This is a genomic window from Tepidiphilus sp. J10, assembly GCF_006980785.1.
Classification (GTDB): domain Bacteria; phylum Pseudomonadota; class Gammaproteobacteria; order Burkholderiales; family Rhodocyclaceae; genus Tepidiphilus; species Tepidiphilus olei.
In genome coordinates this window covers 1-23,519 of the sequence record NZ_SBHP01000007.1, presented here as the reverse complement: position 1 = coordinate 23,519, position 23,519 = coordinate 1, and the positions used below count along the sequence as shown (strand labels likewise).

Genomic DNA, 23,519 nt, shown 5'->3' with positions numbered 1-23,519 from the left:
GAAGGCGGCGGCACCGACGTGGATTTCGGGTAAACTGCACTGGATTCCGCCCTACGATGTCATTTCCATGTTCGTCCTTTTCGAAGACGCCGGCGCATTCAAGGCCGGCACGGTCGTTTCCGAGCAAGAAACCACGCTGCACGTCGAGCTCCCCTCCGGGCGGCGCCTCAAGGTCAAGCGTAACGCGGTTTTGCTACGCTTCGACGAGCCGCCGCCCCAGGTCTTGCTCGACGAAGCGCAGGCACGGGCCGAAGCGCTGGACGTCGATTTCCTGTGGGAAGTCTGCGGGGAGGACGAGTTCTCCTTCCTCGACTTTGCGCGCGAATACCATGGCGCCGAGCCCTCCGCGGTCGACGCGGCCGCGCTGCTGCTGCGGCTGCACGCTGCTCCGATCTACTTTCACCGCAAGGGCAAGGGGCGGTTCCAGAAGGCTCCGCCCGAGATCCTGCAGGCGGCGCTCGCCGGCCTGGAAAAGAAACGCAAGCGCCAGGAGGCGATCGAGCGCATGCGCGACGAGCTCCTGGCCGGGCAGCTGCCCGGAGAGATCGCCGCCGCATTGCCGCAGATCCTCTACCGGCCCGATCGCAACCGCCCAGAGACCCAGGCGCTGGAAGCCGCCAGCGTCGCCCTGCGCTGCTCGACCGCCCAGCTGCTGCTTTCGGTGGGTGCGATCGCCTCGACGCATGACTATCACTTTGGCCGTTTCGTCTTCGAGGCCTTTCCCGACGGACTCGATTTCCCCGAGCATGCCGTGCCGGCCTTGCCGCAAGATTTGCCCACGGCCGACGTCGAGGCGTTCTCCATCGACGACCTGTCCACCACCGAGATCGACGATGCATTCTCGGTCTCGCCCCGCCCCGGCGGCGGCTGGCGCATCGGCGTGCACATCGCTGCCCCCGCCCTGGGAATCTCCCCCGGGGACACGATCGATGCCATCGCCCGCAACCGCATGTCCACGGTCTATATGCCAGGGCGCAAGATCACCATGCTCCCTCCGGCGGTGGTGGAACGATTCACTCTCGCCGAGGGGCACACTCCGCCGGCGTTGTCGCTCTATCTGGACGTAGACGCCTCGCTCGCCATCCAGGGCATGGAGACGCGGCTCGAACGGGTGCCCATCGCCGCCAATCTGCGCCTGCATGCGCTCGAACCCTTCTTCAACGAGGAAACCCTGCAGGACGCCTTGCCCGAGGATCTGCCCTGGCGAACCGAGTTGAAACTGCTCTGGGAGCTGGCCACGGTGCTGGAAGCCGGGCGCGGCAAGGCATCCGTGGCGCAGAACCAGATGGATTACATCTTCCATGTCGACTGGGCGGTGACGACCGAAGACGGGCCGGGCTGGGTAACGATCACGCCGCGGCCGCGAGGGGCGCCCATCGACAAATTGGTGAGCGAATTCGCCATCCTCACCAACCAGACCTGGGGCCGGCGGCTGGCCGAGCACGATCTGCCCGGCATCTATCGGGTCCAGCCTGCCGGCGGCAAGGTGCGCATGGCACTGGCCGCCGAAAGCCATGAGGGACTGGGCGTCGATTGCTACGCCTGGTCGAGCTCCCCCTTGCGCCGTTACGTCGATCTGGTGAACCAGATGCAGCTGATCGCTACGGTTCGCGGCACCCCTGCGCCCTTCCCCGAGCGCGGCCCCGAGCTTCTCTCGATCGTGCGCCAGTTCGAGGCAGCCTATCTCTCTTACCAGGAGTTCCAGCGCCACATGGAGCGCTACTGGTGCCTGCGCTGGCTACGGCAGCACCGCATCGCGCGGCTCTACGCCACGGTGCTGCGCGACGATCTCGTACGCTGTGAGCGCCTGCCGCTGATCGTGAAAGTTCCTTCCCTCCCTCCGCTCGACCCCGGCTGCAGGGTAGAGCTGGAAGTGGAAAGCACCGAACTCATCGACCTGGAACTCAAACTGCGATTCCGGCGTCTCATCGGACCAGGTGAGGCGACCGAAGCCGCGCCCGACGAATCCACCACCACGGTGCAATGAACGCGTCTTTCCTGCCCTCCTTTGCAGCTCCTGCGCTGCCACGGCTATGGCGCCGGGTCCGGCACTGGCCCCTCGCCTGGGCCATGCTCCTCTCCGTGAGCCTGCACCTCGTGCTGCTCGCCCTCGAATTCACGCCTCCCGAACCCTCCGCGTCGGCCAAACGAGACGAAGGTCTGGAGATCGTGCTCGTCAATGCACGAAACCGCGAAACACCAACGGATGCCAAGGTCCTCGGACAGTCTTCCCTCATCGGCGGAGGAAGCGAACGAAACGCGCCCACGCCGACCACGACCGAAAAACCGCGCGAGCGCGAACGTTCCACGGAAAGCCCCGTCGAGACGCGCGCCCGTCACAGCGAGAAACCCTCCCCGGCGAAACCCACGCTCAGCCGCCGCAACGGCGAAACAGCGGCGTCCGATTCCCCGCAGACTCGGCCCAGCACTCCGACCCCGAGCGGACTGGACCTGCTCGATCAGACGGCGAGCATCGCCCGCCTGCATGCGGCGCTCGACGAAAAGAACCAGCCCCTGAACGGACCGCGCAGGCGCTTTTTCGGGGCCAACGTGAAGGAATACCGTTTCGCCCGCTACATCGAAGACTGGCGGCTGAAAGTCGAGCGCATCGGCACGCTCAACTACCCCGAGGAAGCCCGAGGCAAGCTCTACGGTAGCCTGCTCATGTCGGTGGCGATCGGTGCCGACGGCGAGCTGCTCGAGGCACGCATCGAACGCTCCTCTGGCCATCCGGTGCTCGACCAGGCGGCGCTGCGCATCGTGCGGCTCGGTGCCCCTTATGCGCCCTTCCCGCCAGAGATCCGTGCCGACACCGACGTGATCGTCATCAAGCGCACCTGGACCTTCACCCGTGAATCGCGCCTGCAAGGGAACTAAACCATGACCGATCGTTACGCCGTTTTCGGCCATCCCGTGGCGCACAGTAAATCTCCCTTCATCCATCACGCTTTTGCCGAGCAAACGGGGCAAGACCTGCGCTACGAGGCGATCGACCCCGGCGCCGAGGGCTTCGCCGCGGCCGCGCGGCGATTCTTTGCCGAGGGCGGGAAAGGCGCCAACGTGACGCTGCCCTTCAAAGAGCAGGTGCTGAGGCTCGCCGACGAGGCGCTGCCGCGCGCGCGCGAGGCCGGAGCCGCCAACACGCTCATCGCGCGCGAGGGGCGACTTCTGGCCGACAACACCGACGGGGTGGGCTTGGTGCGCGATGTGACGCAGCGCCACGACGTACCGCTCGCCGGTGCCGAAGTGCTCCTCCTGGGCGCGGGCGGGGCCGCGCGCGGCGTGCTGGGGCCGCTGCTGCGCGAACGGCCGCAGCGCCTGGTGCTTGCCAACCGCACCCCCGCCCGCGCCGAGGCGCTCGCCGAGGCGTTCGCGGCGCTCGCCGACGAAACGGGCGTGAGGCTGGAAGTACATACGTGGGAAACGCTACGCCTGCCGTTCACCGTGGTCATCAACGCCACGAGCGCGAGCCTGGCCGGCGAGCTGCCGCCGCTGCCGCCGGAGCTCTTCGCCGCGCGGCCCTTCGTCTACGACATGATGTACGGCGCCGCGCCCACCCCGTTCCTGCGCGAGGCGGCGCGCCACGGTGCGCGCACCGCCGACGGGCTGGGGATGCTGGTGGAGCAAGCCGCCGAGAGCTTCTTCCTCTGGCGCGGCGTGCGCCCGGACGCGCAGGCGGTGTACGAACGCCTGCGCGCCGCGCTCACGGGCTGAGGATCAAAGGGGAGAGAATGCCCGACGCGCCGCCTCCACCGTGGCGTCGATGTCGGCCTCGGTGTGCGCGGCCGACACGAACCCTGCCTCGAAGGCGGAGGGCGCGAAATGATGCCCCGCCGCCAGCATGGCGTGGAAGAAGCGCTTGAAGCGCTCGACGTCGCAGGCCATCACCTCGGCGTAGGAACCCGGCACCTGAGGCGCGAAATAAAGGCCGAACATGCCGCCGAGCGAATCGGCCGAGAACGGCACGCCCGCCTCCTCGGCCGCGCGCTGCAGGCCCGAGACGAGGCGCGCGGTGAGCGCTTCGAGCCGCTCGTAGAAACCCGGCTGGGCGACGAGCTCGAGCGAAGCAAGCCCGGCGGCCACCGCCACGGGCGAACCGGAGAGCGTGCCCGCCTGGTACACCGCGCCGAGCGGAGCGACGCACTCCATGATCTCGCGCCGCCCGCCAAACGCGGCCACCGGCATGCCGCCGCCGATCACCTTGCCCAGCGTGGTGAGGTCGGGCCGGATGCCGGTGCGCCCCTGCATCCCCTGCAGCCCCACGCGGAACCCCGTCATCACCTCGTCGAAAATGAGCACCGCGCCGTGGCGGTCGCACAGCGCGCGCAAGCCTTCGAGAAACCCGGGACGCGGCTTGACGAGGTTCATGTTACCGGCGGCCGGCTCCACGATCACCGCCGCGATCTCGTCGCCGCACTCGGCAAAGGCCGCCTCCACGGCTGCCAGCTCGTTGTAGGGCAGCACCAGGGTATCGCGCGCCGCCCCTTCGGGCACGCCGGCCGAACTCGGGTGCCCGAACGTGAGGGCGCCGGAGCCCGCCTTGACGAGCAGCGCGTCGGCGTGACCGTGGTAGCACCCTTCGAACTTGACGATGCGCGAGCGCCCCGTGTAGCCGCGCGCCAGACGAATGGCGCTCATCGTGGCCTCGGTGCCCGAGCTCACCAGCCGCACCATTTCGAGCGAAGGCAGAAGCGCCGTGAGCCGCTCGGCCATCTCCACCTCCAGCGCCGTGGGGGCGCCGAAGGAGAGGCCGTCGGCGGCCGCCCGCTGCACCGCTTCCACGATTTTCGGGTGCGCGTGCCCGGCGATCGCCGGCCCCCAGGCGCCGACGTAGTCGATGTAGCGCGTCCCGTTTTCGTCCCAGAGATAGGCGCCTTGCGCGCGGCGAATGAAGCGCGGCGTGCCGCCCACCGAGCGAAACGCCCGCACCGGCGAATTGACCCCGCCCGGAATCACGCGCCGGGCCCGTTCGAACCACGCCTCGTTGCGATCCGTCATCGTTTCTTCCCTTCCGTGCCGAAAACGCGATTGTGCCACGCCGCCCAGGCGAGCGCCCGCTCGACCGGATCGGGCGCGGCGAAGAGATCCGAGATCACGGCGAGCCAATCCGCCCCGGCCGCGACGAGCTCGTCGGCGCGCTCGAGGGTGATGCCGCCGATCACGGCGATGGGCACCGCCAGCTCGGCACGGGCGCGGCGCAGCAGCTCGAGCGAGGCGCATTGCGCCTGGGGTTTGGTCGGGGAAGGATACATCGCGCCGAAGGCGACGTAGCTCGCCCCTTCCGCGATCGCTGCCCTCGCCCGTTCGAGATCGGCGTAGCAGCTCGCCCCGATGAGCGCGCCGGGTCCGAGCCGCTCCCGCGCCCGTACGATCGAACCGTCTTCACGCCCCAGATGCACGCCCGCCTCGAACCGGGCGGCGAGTTCGACGTCGTCGTTCACGACGAGCGCCGCCCCGGCAGCCCGCACCAGCGGCGCGATGCCCTCGAGCTGGCGCGATCGGCCAACGTCATCGAGCGCCTTGTTGCGGTATTGCACCAACACCGGCCCGGCGAGCAGCGCCGTGCGCAACCGCGCAAGGAGAACGTCGTCGTCGGGTTCGTCGGGGGTGATCAGATACAGGCCGCGTCCGGGCAGCCGAGAAAAACGCGTTTGCATTGAATCATGGTATCATGGATCATCGCCGCCACGGCCTGAAAACGGCCTGAATGCCGAGAACGGGGATCCGACGTGAACACCGAACGCAAACCACGCATCCTGGTGGTCGACGACAGCAATACCATCCGCCGCAGCGCGGAAATCTTTCTCGGCCAGGCAGGCCATACGATCGTGCTGGCCGAGGACGGGTTCTCGGCGCTCGCCAAGGTCGTCGATTTCATGCCGGACATCATCTTCATCGACGTGATGATGCCCCGTCTCGACGGCTACCAGACCTGCGCCCTCATCAAGCAAAATCCCAAATTCCGCCACATCCCCGTGATCATGCTCACCTCGAAAGACGGCGTCTTCGACCGGGCGCGTGGGCAGCTCGTGGGCTCGGACGAATACCTCACCAAGCCTTTCACCAAGAACGAGCTGCTCGCGGCGATCGCCCGGCACTGGCCGCCCAAGTCCGAAGCGCACGCTTCAGTGCAAGGAGAATGATCCCATGCCCATCCGCCGCATTCTCGTCGTCGACGACTCCCCCACCGAGCGACTCGCGCTCACCGAGCTCCTCACCCATGAAGGCTACCAGGTCATCACTGCCGAGAACGGCGATCAGGCCCTGGCGTTGGCCCGTACCGAATCGCCCGATCTCGTGCTGATGGACGTCGTCATGCCCGGCATCAATGGCTATCAGGCCACACGCCAGCTGCAGCGCGACGCAACCACCAAGCACATCCCGGTGATCATCTGCACCACCAAGGGCCAAGAAGCAGACCGGGTCTGGGGCTTGAGACAGGGCGCCGTGGCCTATCTCGTCAAGCCCATCGACGAAGCGGCGCTGCTTGCCGCCATCCGCAGCATGGGCTAACCATCCATGGCCCGGCGGATTTCCCTTCGTGACTTCCAGCAGCAGCTCGCCAAGCGGCTGCACGAAGCTTCCGTAAGCCGCCTCGAGCACTGGTTGGTACTCCGTGCCGGTGGACGGCGCCTGCTCCTGCCGCTCACCGACGCGACGGCCATCGCCGACGAATTCGCGCTCGCCCCCATTCCCCATGCGCCGGGCGGCTATCGCGGGCTGGCCAACGTGCGCGGCAACCTCGTCGGCGTCGTCGATCTCGGCTGGCTGGAGAATGGCACCGAAACCACATTGGGCAAGCAGTCCCTGCTGCTCGTTCTGGCACCCCGCCTCATCGAAAACACCGCCCTGCTACTCGAGGAAACGGCCGGTCTGCGCCCAATGAACGCATTCACCCCCGTCGACAACGAATCCGGTATCCACCCCTGGCACGCGCGCGCCTACCACAGCGCCGACGATCCCGAACCCTGGTTCCTGATCGACACGGCGCGTCTGGTGGCGGATCCTCTGTTCTTTGGCATCACCTCGCCGGGGTGAACCCCCGGCGCACCCTGACACCCGACACGTATCCGAGCAACGAGGAATCATCATGGCGTTCAGTCTCTTCAAGAGCCAAGCTCCTGCTGGTAGCGCATCCGATGAACACACCGACGCCCCCCCTCGGCTCTCGCCAGACGCTCTGCGGCGCCGTCTGATCCTCCTGGCGAGCGTATTGATCGTGATGGTCGCAGCCATTGGCTGGCTCGTCGTCTCGGTCAACCAGGCCGGGCTCGCCGTCGAAGAGCGTATCGCCGCGATCGAACGGGTCAAGGACGCCGCTCATGCGCTCGGACGCACCCTACCCTGGACGCTGCGCGGCGAGGCCGAAGCGTTCACCGCCCTGCGGCAAAACCGCCGCACCCTCGACGAATCCCTCTCCGTCCTGGTCACGAAAGCCGCCAAACATCCCCAGACCGCCGAACTGCAAACCCGTTGGCGACTGATACAGCCTCTTTTGCAACGATTCCTCGACGCCGAACCCTCGCTGCGCGCCTTTCGCGAGTCTGCGCCCGAAGCACAGGAGCTCACCGAGAGCGCATTCAAGCTGCTCGGAGAAATCGACCGCCTCATCGCCGACGCCAACGAGCTACGCGACGCCGTCCAGATCGCCGGCGAGACCGCCATTTCCACGCGTTACCTCTTCATCATGCTCGCTGCGATCGTCATCGTTGGCGTCTTCGTTGCGTTGAGCAAAACCTACTTGGATGACGCCCGCGCCCGCGAGCTCGAAACCGAGCGCCAGCGCCAACGGCTCGAGGAAGAAAACGCCCGTACCCAGCAGGCCATCATGCAATTGCTCAACGAGATCTCGGACCTGGCCGACGGTGACCTCACCATTCGCGCCACCGTATCCGAAGACGTCACCGGGGCGATCGCCGACTCGGTGAACTACGCCATCGAAGAACTCGGCTCGCTCGTGCGCCGCATCAACGACACGGCAGAACGCATCACCGACTCCACCGAAGAAGCGCGCCGCATCTCCGGGGAACTGCTCGAGGCGGCTCAAACCCAAGCCGACAAAATCGAGGAAGCCGACGCCATCGTCCAAGACGTGGCCAACGCCCTGCGCGAGACGGCCGCTTCGGCCGAAGAAGCGGCAGGTACTGCCGGCCGCTCGCTCGAGGCCTCCGCCAAAGGGACCGAGGCGGTCAACGAAACCATCCAGGGCATGAACCGCATCCGCGACCAGATCCAGGAAACCGCCAAGCGCATCAAACGACTGGGCGAATCCTCCCAGGAGATCGGCGAGATCGTGGAGCTCATCTCCGACATCACCGACCAGACCAACGTGCTCGCGCTCAACGCCGCCATCCAGGCTGCCGCCGCGGGCGAAGCCGGACGCGGGTTCACCGTCGTGGCCGAGGAAGTGCAGCGGCTGGCCGAACGCTCGGCCGAAGCCACCAAGCAGATCGCCGCCATCGTCAAGACCATCCAAACCGATACCCAGGATGCGGTCGGCTCGATGGAAGCCGCCACGCGCGAGGTCGTCGCCGGAACGGCCCTGTCCGATTCGGCCGGCGCCGCACTGGAAGAAATCTCGCGCGCTGCCAAGGAAACCGCCACCCGCATCACCCGGATCGCCCACGACATCCAGGCTCAGGCCGAACGAGGCGCCCAGGTCTCCGCGCTCATGCGCGAGATCCTCGCCATCACCCAGCAGACCCGCGAAGGAACGGAGCGCACCGTCCAGTCCATCGAATCCCTGGGTGAACTCGCCGCCGATCTGCGCGGTTCGGTCGCCGGTTTCCGCGTCTGATCGCCCGAGACGAAGGCCATGGTGCATCGCCCAGCCCCCGAGCCTCTATCCTGGATCGCCCCCGAAGTCGAACGCGTCCTTGCAGGGGCGCGCTTGGCCTTTGAGCGGGCCCGCGCACACTACGACCCACACTACGACCCCGAAACACTACGGCAAACGGCATCGTCGCTACACGAGACCCGGGGCGTGCTCATCGTCGCCGGCCTCGAAGGCTTCGCCCAGTACCTCGACATGCTGGGGCGGGCCATGGAGAAAGTCTCCACTCGTCCCGATCCCGATCCGGAAGCGATGGATCGATTGCAGCGCGCCGCGATCGCCGCCGAAAATTATTTCCTCGAGCTCATCCACTCCGGCAAAGACCAACCCCTACGGCTAGGTCGGTACTACCTCGAGCTCGCAGCACTCGCCGGAGAACCCAGCGCCGCGGTGAGCGATCTCTTCCAATTCGAAGTCTCGACCCAACCTCGACCGCAACCCGTCGTCTCCGATGAAGGGCGCATCCGTGCCGCCTTGCTGCGTCGCTTCGAAAAGGGTTTGGTCGGCTGGTTCAAACCGGCCGACGAGCGCGAGGCCATCGCGGCCCTCACGCCCATACGCGAGGCGCTCGCCGGCTTCCTCAAGCTGGATGCCGGCCGTCCTCTGGAGCCGCTGTGGCTGGCCGCCCTCGCCTACGCCGACGCGCTGCGTGAAGCTCGCCTGCCGCGCGACGAGGTCTCCAAACGCATCCTGCACGATCTGCATCGTACGATGCGCCACGCTGGCGAATGCCCCCAGCCCCCGCGCCGGCTCTTGCAAGCGCTCACTTATCCCGTCGCCCGGCTCGAACCCCGCAGCCGGGCGCAGCGGTTGTTGCACGAACACTGGCGGCTCGCCGAAGCGTTGGAAGACCAAGATCTTCCTCTGGCCGAAATCCCTTTTCGCGCCCAGCTCGACACCCTGGCCGAGGGGATCGACCGGCTGATCGAACACTGGGAGCGGCTCACCCAGGCGTCGAGTCCGCCGCTTGGGGCATTCAGCCAAGAACTCGACGCCTTGCGCCGACTCGCCCAACCCTTGGGCCGGGCAAGCATCGATCGGGCCATCGAGGCGCTCGCCGCGCTCGTGCAGTGGATGGAAGAGCAACCCGACGAATCCCTCGCCGCTCAGGCCCAGTTGGAGCTCGCCCGCACGCTCCTCATCCTTTCGGCCTACTGCCGCGCCGCCCATTGGGACGAACGCATCGAGCGTCGCCTCCAAACCCAGATCGAGCGCTTGCGCGCCTTCGTCGAAGGCCGTCCTCTCCCCGAATTCGAGGCCCAGGCCACCGAAGCCGACAGCCGCAGCATCGGCAAAGAACTCTCGCGCCTCCTGGCAGAAGCCGAAACCCTGCTCGACCGCTACTATCGCGATCCGACCGAGCTCCTCGACAAGGCCCACGTCAACCGCCTGCTCGCGGAGGCACGCGCCACTTTGCTGCTCATCGGCGCCGACGAAGAGGCCAAGGCGCTCGCCCAACTGCCTCCCTTGGTCGAGCGCTTGGCCGAACAGGGCATCCTCGAAGACTCCGAGCAGCGCCAGCTCGTCGAGACGCTCGCCTATCTCCATACCCGAACCGAAGCCTTGGCGCGTGGTGAATCCCTCGAGGAATCCGCGGCATCCGTTCCCCAGGCCACCGCCGTTCCCCTGCAAGAACTCTTCGCCGAGGAAGGAGAAGCGCTGGGTACCGACTTGTTGCTCGAAGAAGAGTCGTCCACCGAGGAAGCGTCGATACTCGCTCCGGAACTCGCTCCGTCCCCTCTTCCCGAGCAAGCGATCGAGCCCATCCCCGCGCCGCCCAGCGAAGAACAAAAAGAAGCGGCGGCCGAGGACGAACTGCTCGACATCTTCCTCGAAGAGGCCCGCGAAGTCCTCGCCACCCTGGAGTGCCGCATCCCGGAGCTACGAGAACGACCGGACGATGTCGACGCGCTCACGGAAGTGCGTCGCAGCATCCACACGCTCAAGGGCAGTGGCCGCATGGTCGGCCTGAACGAGCTCGGCGAATGTGCTTGGGCTCTGGAGCAGACCCTCAACGCTTGGCTACAGCGCCAATGGCCAGCCACCCCGGTGCTGATTCAGTTGCTCCAGCAGGCCCACCGCCTCTTCGCCGACTGGGTGGAGGCGATCGCTGCCGGCCGGATCGAAACTCCGGCGCGGGCCGCCGCGCTCGCGGCCGAAGCCGAGCGCCTGCGCTCGCTCGAAAGCCCCGAAACCGCACCGCAAGCCGAACCTCTTCCCCCCCCCGAACCGCCGAAACACGTTTTCGGGGATCGTAGCGTCTCACGCACCGTATTCGACGCCTTTCGCCAGGAAGCGCGCGAACGGCTCACCGCCTTGCGCAGCTACCTCGACGAGGAGGCTTCCACCCCACCCGACGACACGCTCGTACGGCACGTCCACACGCTTGCCGGCATCTCGGCCACCGCCAAGATCTTCGAGATGCACGATCTGGCCCGCGCGCTCGAACTCGGACTCGAACGGCTGGCCAAGTCGCACACGCCCCCCGACGCACTCGAGCGCGACCTCCTGTGTGCCGCCGCCGAGTGGCTCGACACGGCGCTCGAACACGTCGAGGCCGGGCGCATCCCCGAACTTTCCGGCGAACTCCCGTCTGCCTTGGAAGCCGTCGGCACGGTCACCGAAACCGCCGCCGCGACGCCGTCTCCGCCCGAAGCAGAAACGACCTCCCCGCGGCCGTCTCCGCCCGAGGCGGCAGCCCTGCCCACCCGGTCGGCCCCGGAAGCCCCGCCGGAATCGCTCGAGGCCGCGCATCCTCTCCCCCAAGAGATCGACCCCCAGCTTCTACCGGTCTTTCTCGACGAAGGCGAAGCGCTCTTCGAAACGCTCTTCGAGCGGCTCGACCGCTGGGACGAAACGAACGAAGAAAAAAACCGCGAGGCCCTCGCCCGCACGCTGCACACCCTCAAAGGCAGCGCCCGCATGGCCGGCGCCCTCGAACTGGGGGAGCGCATCCATCGTCTCGAACAAGAACTCAAGGAAGCCGGACCAGCCGCCAGGGATCTCGCACGCAACGGCATCGACGCGGCCTACGCCATGTTCCGCCAACTAGCTATGCCCGTGGCGGCGACGGCGACGGCGACGACGATTGGTGCCTTTCCCCCGGAGCAGACCCCAGGGGCGGCGAGCGCAGCGGCGATGCCGGAAACGGAAAGAGCTCCTACCCGGGAGCCTGCCGAGAGCCAGATCGGCCTGCGCGTCCAGGCCGGCACCATCGACCGGCTGGTCAACGATGCCGGCGAGATCGGCATCTTGCGTGCCCGCGCCGAGCAAGATCTCCACGCCCTACGCGCTGCCGTGCTCGAGCTCACCGACGACGTCATCCGTCTGCGCTCCCATCTGCGCGAACTCGAGATCCAGGCCGAAACCCAGATGCAGACGCGCATCCTCACAGCCGACGCGACGCACGCCGAGTTCGATCCACTCGAACTCGACCGCTACACGCGCCTACAAGAGCTCACACGCCTGATCGCCGAAGGCATCGCCGACGTCGCCACCATCCAACAAAGCGCCCTCTCGCATCTCGACAATGCCGAGTCCGCCCTCAACCAGCAAGCGCGGCTCACCCGCGAGGTACAGCACGAACTGATGCAGATCCGCTCGGCTCCGGTGGCCAGCGTCGCCGCGCGTCTCCACCGGGTCGTGCGCCAGACGGCCAAGGAACTGGGCAAACGCGTCAATCTCGACATCGAGGGGGGGCAAATCACTCTCGACCGGGCGCTACTCGAGCGCATGGTGCCGCTGCTCGAACATCTCCTGCGAAATGCCGTCGCCCACGGGATCGAACTTCCCCAAGAACGGCAGGCTACCGGCAAAGCCGAATTCGGCCAGATCACGCTGGCCGTGCGCAATCTCGGCAGCGAAATCGAATTCTTGGTACAAGACGACGGTCGAGGTCTCGATTACGCCGCCATCCTCGAACGTGCCCGCAGCGCCGGGCTACTCGCCCCCGACGCTCGACCCGACGAAGCCGGCCTCGCTCGGCTCGTCTTCCTCCCTGGGTTCTCCACCGCCGGAGAAGTCAGCCAGATTGCCGGCCGCGGGGTGGGGCTGGACGTCGTCCACAGCGAAATCCAGGCTTTGGGCGGACGTATCGACCTCGTGAGCACCCCCGCTCACGGCACGACCTTCCGCATCCTGCTACCCGCCACCCTGGCGATCACGCAGGCGCTGCTCGTGCGTGCCCTCGAGCGCCGCTGGGCGATTCCGGCCAACTTGATCGTTCAAACCGCACGCCTCCCCGCCGAGGCGCTGCGCGCCGCGCAGCAGACGGGGCATGTCATTTGGCAAGAAAAAGCCTATCCGCTGCGCTATCTTCCCCATCTGCTCGATCGTCCGAATCAAGTCGAACCCCTGGAGCGGCGTAACTGGGTGATATTGCTCGCTTCCGGCGAAGAGCGGCTCGCGCTGCACGTCGATGAACTCGCCGGCAACCAGGAAGTCATCGCCAAACCAGCGGGGCCGCATCTCAAGCGTATCGCCGGCATGCTGGGCGCGACGCTGCTCGCCGATGGGGAAATCACGCTCATCCTCAACCCCGTGGCGCTCGCGCGCACGCCCGCCCAAGCGACCGCGGCCGAGCTTCCCGATCGGCCGAGCGGCGTTTCCCAGCCCAAACCTTTGGTCCTCGTGGTCGATGATTCGCTCACCGTGCGGCGCATCACGGGGCGGCTCCTCGAGCGGGCGGGTTACGAGGTCGTCCTCGCCAAAGATGGCATGGATGCGCTCGACAAACTCGCTTCGCTGGAGCACTTGCCCGTGGCGATCCTCTCCGACATCGAGATGCCGCGCATGGACGGATTCGAGCTGCTGCGCCAGATCCGGGCCGACGCACGCACTCGCGACCTCCCGGTGGTGTTCATCACCTCCCGGCTCGCCGAGAAGCACCAGGCGCACGCGATGGCGCTGGGGGCAAACGCCTATCTCGGCAAACCCTACGACGAAGACGAGCTCCTACGCCTGCTGCGCCGCTACCGCGAGGCCGCGGCGCAACCCGCCTGAGCGATGCGCGCGCATTCATCCCTGCCGCCACCGGCCGAGGGCGCGACTCGCCCTCTGCACCTGCGCGAGACGATCAGGCGGCTATGGCCCTACCTCTGGCGTTATCGCTGGCGGGTGCTCGGCGCCTTTGCCGCACTCATCGCGGCGAAGTTCGCCAACGTCGCCGTGCCGCTCCTCTTCAAGGAGCTGGTCGATTTCCTGTCGCTGCCGCCGCAGGCGCCACGCTGGGCCTTGCCGCCGCTCGCCCTCGTCTTCGCCTACGGGCTCGCGCGCTTCGGCACCGCGTTTTTCACCGAGCTGCGCGAGCTCCTCTTCGCACGGGTCACCCAGGCCGCGGTGCGCGCGTTGTCGCTCGAAGTCTTCTCCCACCTGCACGCCCTGTCGCTGCGCTTTCACCTCGAACGGCAAACCGGGGCACTCACCCGCGATCTCGAGCGCGGCACGCGCGCCATCGGCAGCCTCATCAACTTCACGCTCTACTCCATCGCCCCGACGCTGGTGGAGATCACGCTCGTGCTCGCCATCCTCTTCGCGCGCTACGAACCGGCCTTCGGCGCGATCACGCTCGCCACGCTCATGACGTACGTCGCCTTCACCGTCGTCGTCACCAACTGGCGCACCGTGCAGCGCCGCCGGCTCAACAAGATCGACGCGCAGACCCACAGCCGCGCCGTCGATGCGCTCCTCAACTACGAGACGGTGAAGTACTTCGCCAACGAAGCCTATGAACGGCGACGCTACGACCAGGATCTCGAACGCTGGCAGGAAACCGCGATCCGCAACCAGCTCTCGCTCTCTGGGCTCAATCTCGGCCAGGCGGCCATCATCACCGTCGGCGTGGTCGCCATGATGGGGCTCGCCGCGGCGCGGGTACAGGCAGGCGTGATGACCCTGGGCGACATCGTGCTCGTCAACGCCTTCCTGCTGCAGCTCTACCTGCCGCTCAACTTCCTGGGCGTGGTCTACCGCGAGCTGCGCCAGGCGCTGGTCGATCTCGAACGGCTCTTCGCCCTGCTCGACGAAAGAGAGGAAGTACGCGACGCCCCCGACGCGATCGAGCTCCCCGACGGGCCGCTGGACGTACGTTTCGAGCGAGTCTCTTTCCACTACGACCCCAGCCGACCCATCCTGCACGAAGTCGATTTCACCCTGCCCGCCGGGCGTACCGTCGCCGTCGTCGGCTCTTCCGGCGCCGGCAAATCCACGCTGGTGCGGCTCCTCTTTCGTTTCTACGACGTCACCGGCGGGGCGGTACGCGTGGGCGGAATCGACGTGCGCCACCTTAAGCAGGAGAGCCTGCGCCGTGCCGTGGGCATCGTGCCGCAAGAGACGGTGCTCTTCCACGACACGCTGGGCTACAACATCCGCTACGGCCGGCCCGAGGCGAGCGACGAAGAAGTCTGGGCCGCGATCCGCGCCGCCCGACTCGACGAGCTCGTCGCCCGTCTGCCCGAGGGTCTGGAGACGCGGGTGGGCGAGCGCGGGCTCAAGCTCTCCGGCGGCGAAAAGCAGCGCGTGGCGATCGCCCGCGTGCTGCTGAAGAACCCCCGTATCCTGGTACTGGACGAAGCCACGTCCTCGCTCGATTCGGCCACCGAGCGGGCCATCCAGGAACAGCTCGAACGCGTCGCCCGAGGGCGCACGACGCTGGTGATCGCGCACCGTCTGTCCACCGTGATGCACGCCGACGAAATCCTGGTGCTCGAAGAAGGGCGCATCGTCGAACGCGGCCGGCATGCCGAGCTGCTCGCGCGGGGCGGACGCTACGCCGAGCTGTGGCACCACCAGCAGCGCCAAGAAGACGCACTCCAGCCCCACGCCGTGTAAGCCCGCCCCCGTTCGCAGTGGTTTCGCCGGGAGCCCCCAGAGCCCTCCAGGGATGAGTCACGGCAAAACCGTCGCGCCGTGGGAACGAACTGTTAAACTTTCACGACAGCATTTCAGTGCACTCCCCATGGCCGCACCTCCTCGCCCGCGCTTGCTTTGGCTCGCCACCGGCGGCACCGTCGCCGCCGCCGGCCGGGGCATCGCTTACCGCGCCGGAGCGCTCTCGCCCGAGTCCTTGCTCGAAGCGCTCCCCGAAGCAGGCCGGTACGCCGAGCTCGAACTCGCCTCGCCCTACGCCATCGATTCCAAGGACGCCACGCCGCAGCATTGGCTGAGGCTGCACACGGCGATCACGGAAGCGCTCGCGCGTCCCGAATTCGCCGGCCTCGTCGTCTCGCACGGCACCGACACCCTGGAAGAAACGGCCACGCTGCTGGCGCTCACCCTCGCACCGACCAAGCCCGTGGTGCTCACCGGGGCCATGCGCCCGCCCGCCGAGGCAGGAGCCGACGGGCCGCGCAACCTCCTGCATGCGATTCGCCTCGCCGCCGATCCGGACACCCCGCCGGGCGTCTTCCTCGTCTTCGGCGAAGAGGTCTTCCCCGCACTGGGGCTACGCAAGGCGCACACGCTCGCGCTCCAGCCGTTTGCCGCCGAACCGCGGGGTGCGCTCGGTACGACCTTCCCCTGGTTGTTGCCGCCGATCGAAGCGCGTCCTTCGCCGCTACCCATCCCCCCCTCATGGCCGACGGTCGCCCTCCTTGCGGCGACGGCGCTCGATGCGCCCGAGGCTTTGAGGCAGGCCCAAGAAACAGGGGCCGCCGCCGCGGTGTTGCTGTTGCCCGGCCACGGCAGCGTGCCCGAACTCTGGGAAGCGGCGATCGCCGATGCGACCGCGTCCGGGCTCCTCGTGGTGCGCGCGAGCCGCTGCGCTCTGGGGCCGGTGCTCCCGCACCCCGTCGACGAGCGCCTGGGCACCCTCCCCGCCGGCATCCTCTCCGCGCCCGCCGCCCGCGTGGCCGCCGCCCTCGCGGCCTCTTTTCCCCGCGAAGAACGGCAAGCCCTGTGGCGCGCACGCTTCTTGCCCTTCGGAGGCGATGCGTGAATACCAGGGGCGCCCCCGTCTTTCTCGCCGCCGACGTCGGCGGCACGCGCGCGCGTTTCCTCCTCGCCCGCTGGCGGGGACCGGAGGCCGATTCGCCCTGGGAACCGCTATCCCAGCGCGTGTTCGCGGACGACGACTTTCCCCATTTCGACGCAGCCCTCAAGGCTTTCCTCGCCGAATGTCCCCGTGAGGCAGAACCGAAACTCGCCGTGATCGCGCTCGCCGGCCCCGTGACCGGACGGCGGACGAGATTGACCAATCGTCCGTGGACGATCGACGCCGATGCCCTGAGCGCCCGCTACGGCTGGCCCCGCGTGGAACTGATGAACGATTTCGCCGCCCAGGCGTTCGGGCTGGCCACCGCACCGCCCGGGACGCTGCACGTCCTACAAAAAGGGGAACACCGACCGGGGCTTGCCGCCGTGCTCGGCCCGGGCACGGGGCTGGGCATGGGATTCTTCCTGCGCGAGGGCGAGACTTTGCGCGTTTTCCCCAGTGAAGGCGGACACGCCGACCTCGGCGGTTTCGACCCTCCTTTTCTCGCCGCTTGGAGCGCGTGGCTCGCCCGCGAAGGGCGCACCGCCTCCTGGGAAAGCCTGCTCTGCGGTCCCGGCCTGGTGCGGCTTGCCGCCTTTTTCGCCGCCGAACGCGGCCAAAGCGCGCCCTGGCCGGATGCGCCGGCCATCGTCGCCGCGGCCGGAAAAGGAGAGCCGCTCGCCGAAACGGCGGTGAATACCTTCGTGCGCGCGCTGGGCGCCTGTGCCGGCGATCTCGCCCTCATCGGCTGGACTGTGGAAGGCGTCTACCTCGTGGGCGCGCTCGCCGCTGCCCTGCGCCCCTGGCTGGATGCGCCGACTTTCCGCGCCGCCTTCGCCGCCAAGGAGCGTCATGCCAGAGTACTCGCCACCCTGCCGATCCTGCTCGCCGAGGATCCCCTGCTGGGTTTGAAGGGCGCTGCCGCCTTCGCCTGTCGCCTGCTCGCCGGAGCTCGGGCATGAGTGCACCGCCCCCCTCCGTCCCCCTGCTGCCCTTCCTCCTGCTGGGCCTGCGCTATTACCGCCGGCCGCGGGCCTGGGGTGGCGCCTCGGTGCTCGTGGCCCTCACCCTCGCCCAGGTCGGCCTGGCGCTATGGACCAACCACTGGCAACGTGCCCTTTTCGACGCCTTGGAGCGCCGCGACCTCGTCGAACTGCCCGCCCTCATCGCCACCTTCCTCACCATCCTGTTGCTGAGCGTGGCCGTCACCGGTATCCACCTCCTCGTCAAACGCGGCTGGCAACTCGGTTGGCGACGCTTTCTCACCGAGCAGCTGCTCGAGAACTGGCTCAGCCGGGGACACCACCACCGCCTGCGCCACCTGCCCGGCGCTCACGACAATCCCGACGCCCGCATCGCCGAAGACGTACGCATCGCCACGGAAGTGTCCGTCGAACTCTTCCACTCGCTGCTCTACTCGCTCGCCTCCATCGTGCTCTTCGTCGACGTACTGTGGGTAGTCGGCGCCGAGCCGCACGCCTCGCCTCCCGGCACCATGGTCTGGCTTGCGCTTGCCTATGCCGGCATCGGCACGATCACCGGGGTGCTGCTGGGCCGGCCGCTCACCCGGGCCACCGACCAGCATCAGTCGCGCGAGGCCGACTTTCGCTACGGGTTGTCGCACATCCGCGACAAGTCGGAAGCGATCGCGCTCGCCCAAGGTGAAGCCTCCGAGCGCCGTCTGACGCGCGAGCGGTTCGAATCGCTGGCGCGAACCTGGTGGAAGCAGTCCCTCGGCTACCTCGGCCTGGTGTCGTTCTCCACCGCCTACGGAACGTTGCTGCCGGTCTTCCCCATCCTGGTGCTCGCGCCGCACTACATCGCCGGCGCGCTCACGCTCGGCATGCTGATGCAGGCGGCACAGGCCTTCGAGCGGCTCACCAACGCGCTCTCCTGGCCCATCCACAGCATGGGCGACATCGCCCGCTGCCGCGCCTCGATCGAACGCGCCGCGGCGCTATACCACGACCTCGGCGAAATCGAGACGATCGAGCGCCTGTGCCTGCCGGGGCAGGTCTGCCGCAGCGTCGGCCCGGCGGGGCAGCTCGCGATCGAACGGCTCACCTTGACGCTACCCAACGGCCACCCCGTACTAGGGAATTTCTCGCTCATCCTCACGCGCGGCGAGACCGTGCAGCTCGTGGGCGAGCCGAACACCGGCATTGCGCTCTTCAAGGCCATCGCCGGCGTGTGGACCTGGGGTCAGGGCAACATCGCGCTGCCCGACGGCGAGACGCTCGCCTTCGTGCCGCAGCGGCCCTTCCTGCCCGAAGGGCCGCTCATCGCTGCCCTCACCTACCCCCGGGATCCCGCGCAGATCGAACGCAAGCGCGTCGTCGAAACCTTGCATGCCGTAGGGGCGGACGACCTGATCGAGCGGCTCGACGAGAGCGACGACTGGAACCGCACCCTCACCGCCTCGGTGCAGCAGCGGCTCGCGCTCGCGCGCACGCTGCTCGAACGGCCCACGTGGGTGTTCTACGAAGCCCCGGTCGACGCCCTGCCCGCGCCGGGCAGGTTCGACCCGGTGGCGCTGCTGCGCGAGCGGCTGCCCGAAGCGACGCTGGTGATCTTCTGGCCGCATCACCAGCCCTATCCCGGGGTAGAGCGCGTCGTTTTCCTCAATTGAAGCGCGCCGGCAGCCAGCCGCGCGCCACTGCCTCGCGCAGGCACCACGCCGGGGTGGTCTCGGTCTTGTAGTTCCAGAAGAACCAGCCGCGGTAGCGCTCGAAGGTGAGGAGCTGCGCCGCCGCGTAGCCGCGCAGCGCCACCTCCTGCTGGAAGGCGTCCAATCCTTCGAGCGGGTGCGTCGTCGGCCCGTCGGCCCACAGCGACACCTCCTGCAGCTTGAGCCCCAGGCTCCATTCGCCACACACCGTCGGCAGACGTAGCTCGCGGACGATGGCGTCAGCCTCGGCCCGCAGGTCGACCACCGTCTTGCGCAGGTGCTCGTAGATGTCCGCTTCCAGATCCTCAGGGGTAAAGCACTGGTAGCGGTGCACGTCGAACCAGACGTTCTCGTACGGCGGCGCGTTCATGAAGCCGAGGTACTCACGCCAGTCGCGGAAACCATCGTGGAACATCACCCCGACCGCGGCCGGACAGTGCGCCCGGATCGCCGCATAAGCGCGTTCATAGTAAGATTTCAGGATCTCGGTGGGCACGTCCCAGCGGGGCTCGTTCAGGACCTCGAAGGCGAAGAGCGCCGGCTCGGCGCGATAGCGCGCGGCCAGCCGGCCCAGCAGTTCCACCGAATGATCGATGTATTCTTCCCTGGTGTGCCAGTCGCAGACGTTCAAGATGCCGCCGTTGTCGAAGCCGTTCTGGCAACCGGCGGCCGCGTGCAGGTCGAGCACCACCCTGAGCCCGAATTCCTGCGCCCAGCGCAGCGCCCGGTCGAGCACCTCGACGCCGCCGGGGACGAAAGGCTCGCGCCGCGCCCCATAGACCGGATGGTAGGGATAAGGCGGGCCCAGCACCCAGTGCCCGAAGGGAATGCGCACCGCGTTCAGACCCCGCTCGGCGATCCAGGCGAAATCCTCCCGCGTGATCCAGCGCGCCCAGTGTTCCCGCAGCCGCGGCGCAGCCTCATCTCCCAGCGCCACGCACCACGTCGTCTCGTCGGTGGCCTCCACCCCCTCGAAGAGGCTGGGCACCATCCACTTCTCGAGCACCAGCCACGAACCCAGATTCACCCCGCGTACGCGTTCCATCGCCCTCTCCCGGACCGGATCATGGCCTCATTATAGGCGGCGCTGCTACACTGGAAGGGTCGCCCCCACTCGAACCCGCGTCATGCCTCTCCCTCCCCGCCCCTGGCAGGAAAGCGTCGTCTACACCGTCTGGCCGCGCAGCTTCGCCGATGGCAACGGCGACGGCATCGGCGATCTGCTTGGACTCACCGAACGGCTCGACGAGCTGCGCTGGCTCGGCGTCGATGCGATCTGGCTCGCACCCATCCACCCCTCGCCCAACGCCGACTACGGCTACGACGTGAGCGACTATCTGGACGTGCACCCCGATTTCGGCACGATGGCCGACTTCCGCACCCTGCTGGCCGAAGTTCACCGCCGCGGCATGCGCCTCCTGCTCGATCTAGTCATCAACCACACGAGCGAGCGCCACCCCTGGTTTGTCGACTCGCGCGCGAGCCGCACCGCCTCCAAGCGCGACTGGTACTACTGGCAGGCGCGGCCCAACGACTGGGAGAGCATCTTCGGCGGCCCCGCCTGGACCCTGGACGAAGTCACGGGCGAATACTACCTGCACCTCTTCTTTCCCGAGCAGCCCGACCTCGACTGGAGCAACCCGGCGGTGCGCCAGGCGCTCGCCGAAGTCGCCCGCTTCTGGCTGGATCAGGGAGTAGACGGATTTCGCTTCGACGCCCTCTCCGTGCTCAAGAAGGATGAAGGCTTGCCCGACGTCGCCCCTGGCGAACCCGGCGGCCCGCGCCCGGCCTGGTCGCGCTTTCTCGCCCGTCCGGGGCTCCTCGACTGGGTGCGCGACTTCGCCGAACGCGCCGGCATCACGCGCGATCACCTCACCCTGGGCGAGGCGAACGGCATCGCCGCCGCGGACGCCCCCGCTTGGGTAGGCGAGCCGCAGGGGCCGCTGTCGGCGCTGCTGCACTTCGAGCTGTGGCACATCGACACGGCCGACGCGCAAGGCCGCCCCGGGCTCGACACCCGCGCTTTCTCCGACACGGCCCTTGCCTGGTACCGGGCGCTCGCCCCGCACGGGGCGCTGCCGGCGCTCTACCTCGAAAACCACGACCTGCCGCGCATCGTCTCGCGCTGGGCCCCGCCCGAGCGTCGCACCCTGGCCGCCAAGGCTTTTGCCGCCGCCACCTACCTGCAGCGCGGGCTCGCCGTGCTCTATCAGGGGCAGGAACTGGGCCTGCCGAATGCGCGGTTCACCCGCTTGTCCGACCTGCGCGACCCCTTGAGCCTGCGCCGCATCGCCGCCCTGCGGGCGCAGGGCATGAGCGATACGGCGATCCTTGCCGAGATGAACCGCAGCGCCCGCGACCTCTCGCGCACCCCCATTCCCTGGGACGCGCACCGCCCGCAGGCGGGATTCTCGCGTACCGAGCCCTGGCAACCGATGGATCCAGCGCACGCCCCGCTCGCCTGGCGCCAGCAGCGCGAGGACGAGGGCTCGGTGCTCAATTTCTATCGCGAGCTGCTGGCGCGCCGGCGAAGGTAAAATCAAACCATGGATCTGACCACGCCCGCCCTTCTCTTTCCGGCGATCTCGCTCGTGCTGCTCGCCTACGGCAACCGTTTCCTGGCGCTCGCCCAGATCATCCGGCAACTGCACGCGCTTCCCGATCGCCAGGCCGAAGTCGTCCGCCGCCAGATCCCGGGCCTGAAACGCCGCATCCTGCTCATCAAATACATGCAGGGATTCGGCGTGCTCGGATTTCTTCTGTGCGCGCTGTCGATGTTCGCCCTCTTCGTGCACGAGACCCTGCTCGGCAAGATCCTCTTCGGCACGAGCCTCGCCGCGCTGGTGCTCTCCCTGCTGCTGTCGCTCGCGGAAGTGCTGATCTCCACCAACGCCCTCTCGGTCGTGGTGGAGGACCTGGAAAAAGACTACTGAATTAGTACGTTAGTGCGCCGCGAACACCCGCAGCCGGGCCGGCACGAGCCGCACCGGCTGGCCAGGGGAAAGCGCCAAGGCGGCGCAGCGCTCGCGCGGCAGTTCGACCTCGAAGCGCTGCGCGGGCTCGCCCTCCCCGTCCAGTTCCACCCGGGCGCTCGCCCCGAAGGCAAGGACGCGAGCCACGCGCGCCGGCACGCCCTGCCCCGACTCGGCCGCAACGATGTCGAGCTCGAAAGGCCGGGCGAAGGCGACCACCTCCTCACCGGCAGGAAAGGGCGCCTCGTGCGGCAGCAGCGCCTCGCCCACCCGCAGCCCCGTTTCTTCCACCCGCCCCTCGAAGCGGTTGACCGAACCGAGGAAGTCGTAGACGAAAGGGGTGGCGGGATGGTGATAGACCGCTTCGGGCGTGCCCACCTGTTCGACGCGGCCGCGGTGCATCAGCACCACGCGGTCGGCCACTTCCAGCGCCTCTTCCTGGTCGTGGGTGACGAAAATCGAGGTGACGTGCAGCTCGTCGTGCAGCCGACGCAGCCAGCGTCTCAGCTCCTTGCGCACCTTGGCATCCAGCGCGCCGAAGGGTTCATCGAGCAGCAGCACCTTGGGCTCGACCGCCAGCGCCCGGGCCAGCGCGATGCGCTGGCGCTGCCCGCCGGAGAGCTGCGAAGGGAAGCGATCGGCGATCCAATCGAGTTGCACCAGTTCGAGCAGCGCCATCACGCGGCGGCGGATCTCGGCCTCGCTCGGACGCTCGCGCCGTGGTTTCATGCGCAGCCCGAAGGCGACGTTGTCGAACACGCTCATGTGCCGGAAGAGCGCGTAATGCTGGAAAACGAAGCCGACGCGGCGTTCGCGCACGTGGGTGCCGGAAGCGTCCTCGCCGTCGAACAGTACCTGCCCCGAGTCTGGCGGCTCCAAACCGGCGATCACGCGCAGCAGTGTGGTCTTGCCGCAGCCCGAAGGGCCCAGCAGCGCCACGAGTTCCCCGTCGGGAAAGGCGAGCGAGACGTCGTCGAGCGCGGTGAAGGCGCCAAAACGCTTGCAGATATGTCGGACTTCGATGCTCATTTGAGACTCCCGCGACGCAGGGCAGCAAAATCGCCGCGCCGCTCGATG

At 67.8% G+C, this 23,519-nt stretch carries 18 protein-coding genes; 14 read left to right on the top strand and 4 right to left on the bottom strand.

Features of this window, described 5'->3' with window-relative positions:
* Nucleotides 1-67: 67 nt before the first annotated feature.
* From EPD81_RS09155 to aroE, 3 genes are read left to right on the top strand one after another with little or no spacing between them, the layout of a single operon-like run.
* Nucleotides 68-1,987, top strand: a complete 1,920-nt coding sequence (locus EPD81_RS09155) for a ribonuclease catalytic domain-containing protein (RefSeq protein ID WP_142805144.1) — start codon at nt 68-70, stop codon at nt 1,985-1,987.
* Nucleotides 1,984-2,877, top strand: coding sequence for an energy transducer TonB (locus EPD81_RS09150; protein ID WP_142805143.1), 894 nt, complete (start codon nt 1,984-1,986; stop codon nt 2,875-2,877). The genes EPD81_RS09155 and EPD81_RS09150 overlap by 4 nt, the downstream gene beginning before the upstream one ends.
* A gap of 3 nt (nt 2,878-2,880) precedes the next feature.
* Entirely contained in the window at nt 2,881-3,714 is an 834-nt protein-coding gene (gene aroE / locus EPD81_RS09145; protein WP_142805142.1) for a shikimate dehydrogenase, read from the top strand.
* Nucleotides 3,715-3,717: 3 nt separating this feature from the next.
* On the opposite strand, the gene hemL is transcribed toward aroE, so the two are convergent.
* Both hemL and thiE read right to left on the bottom strand, forming a co-directional pair.
* Nucleotides 3,718-4,998 (bottom strand): glutamate-1-semialdehyde 2,1-aminomutase, encoded by a 1,281-nt coding sequence (hemL, locus tag EPD81_RS09140; RefSeq protein ID WP_142805141.1) that lies wholly within the window; start codon nt 4,996-4,998, stop codon nt 3,718-3,720.
* Nucleotides 4,995-5,657, bottom strand: a complete 663-nt coding sequence (gene thiE, locus EPD81_RS09135) for a thiamine phosphate synthase (protein ID WP_142805140.1) — start codon at nt 5,655-5,657, stop codon at nt 4,995-4,997. Before thiE ends, hemL begins: the two co-directional genes overlap by 4 nt.
* A 72-nt stretch (nt 5,658-5,729) precedes the next feature.
* On the opposite strand from thiE, the gene EPD81_RS09130 reads away from it, so the two are divergent.
* The 9 genes from EPD81_RS09130 (at nt 5,730) to EPD81_RS09090 (ending at nt 19,431) form a co-directional block, all read left to right on the top strand.
* The gene (locus EPD81_RS09130) at nt 5,730-6,143 is read left to right on the top strand and encodes a PleD family two-component system response regulator (RefSeq protein ID WP_142805139.1); all 414 of its coding nucleotides are present in this window, start codon (nt 5,730-5,732) and stop codon (nt 6,141-6,143) included.
* Between the two features lie 4 nt (nt 6,144-6,147).
* Nucleotides 6,148-6,513 carry a response regulator gene (locus tag EPD81_RS09125; protein WP_142805138.1) on the top strand — a complete coding sequence of 122 codons (366 nt, stop codon included), beginning with the start codon at nt 6,148-6,150 and terminating at the stop codon, nt 6,511-6,513.
* 6 nt (nt 6,514-6,519) lie between these two features.
* Entirely contained in the window at nt 6,520-7,038 is a 519-nt protein-coding gene (locus tag EPD81_RS09120; protein WP_142805137.1) for a chemotaxis protein CheW, read from the top strand.
* A 52-nt stretch (nt 7,039-7,090) separates the two neighbouring features.
* On the top strand, nt 7,091-8,797 hold the full coding sequence (locus tag EPD81_RS09115) for a methyl-accepting chemotaxis protein (RefSeq protein WP_142805136.1): 1,707 nt from the start codon (nt 7,091-7,093) through the stop codon (nt 8,795-8,797).
* 18 nt (nt 8,798-8,815) lie between these two features.
* A complete protein-coding gene (locus tag EPD81_RS09110) occupies nt 8,816-13,834 on the top strand; it encodes an Hpt domain-containing protein (protein ID WP_142805135.1) in 5,019 nt (1,672 codons plus the stop codon).
* A gap of 3 nt (nt 13,835-13,837) precedes the next feature.
* Complete coding sequence (locus EPD81_RS09105) at nt 13,838-15,661, top strand: ABC transporter ATP-binding protein/permease (RefSeq protein ID WP_142805134.1); 1,824 nt, start codon at nt 13,838-13,840, stop codon at nt 15,659-15,661.
* Between the two features lie 127 nt (nt 15,662-15,788).
* Complete coding sequence (locus EPD81_RS09100) at nt 15,789-16,766, top strand: asparaginase domain-containing protein (RefSeq protein ID WP_185955414.1); 978 nt, start codon at nt 15,789-15,791, stop codon at nt 16,764-16,766.
* Nucleotides 16,763-17,764, top strand: coding sequence for a glucokinase (locus EPD81_RS09095; protein ID WP_185955413.1), 1,002 nt, complete (start codon nt 16,763-16,765; stop codon nt 17,762-17,764). The genes EPD81_RS09100 and EPD81_RS09095 overlap by 4 nt, the downstream gene beginning before the upstream one ends.
* Nucleotides 17,761-19,431, top strand: coding sequence for an ABC transporter ATP-binding protein/permease (locus EPD81_RS09090; protein WP_142805131.1), 1,671 nt, complete (start codon nt 17,761-17,763; stop codon nt 19,429-19,431). The genes EPD81_RS09095 and EPD81_RS09090 overlap by 4 nt, the downstream gene beginning before the upstream one ends.
* Here EPD81_RS09090 and EPD81_RS09085 read toward each other — a convergent pair.
* Nucleotides 19,424-20,515, bottom strand: coding sequence for a glycoside hydrolase family 5 protein (locus tag EPD81_RS09085; RefSeq protein ID WP_142805130.1), 1,092 nt, complete (start codon nt 20,513-20,515; stop codon nt 19,424-19,426). The genes EPD81_RS09090 and EPD81_RS09085 overlap by 8 nt on opposite strands.
* An 82-nt stretch (nt 20,516-20,597) precedes the next feature.
* On the opposite strand from EPD81_RS09085, the gene EPD81_RS09080 reads away from it, so the two are divergent.
* Nucleotides 20,598-22,007, top strand: coding sequence for an alpha-amylase family glycosyl hydrolase (locus EPD81_RS09080; RefSeq protein ID WP_142805129.1), 1,410 nt, complete (start codon nt 20,598-20,600; stop codon nt 22,005-22,007).
* 9 nt (nt 22,008-22,016) lie between these two features.
* Nucleotides 22,017-22,403: a DUF2721 domain-containing protein gene (locus EPD81_RS09075; RefSeq protein WP_142805128.1), complete on the top strand. Its 387-nt coding sequence runs from the start codon at nt 22,017-22,019 to the stop codon at nt 22,401-22,403.
* Between the two features lie 9 nt (nt 22,404-22,412).
* Here EPD81_RS09075 and EPD81_RS09070 read toward each other — a convergent pair whose 3' ends face one another.
* Nucleotides 22,413-23,471, bottom strand: coding sequence for a sulfate/molybdate ABC transporter ATP-binding protein (locus EPD81_RS09070; protein WP_142805127.1), 1,059 nt, complete (start codon nt 23,469-23,471; stop codon nt 22,413-22,415).
* Nucleotides 23,472-23,519: the final 48 nt, after the last annotated feature.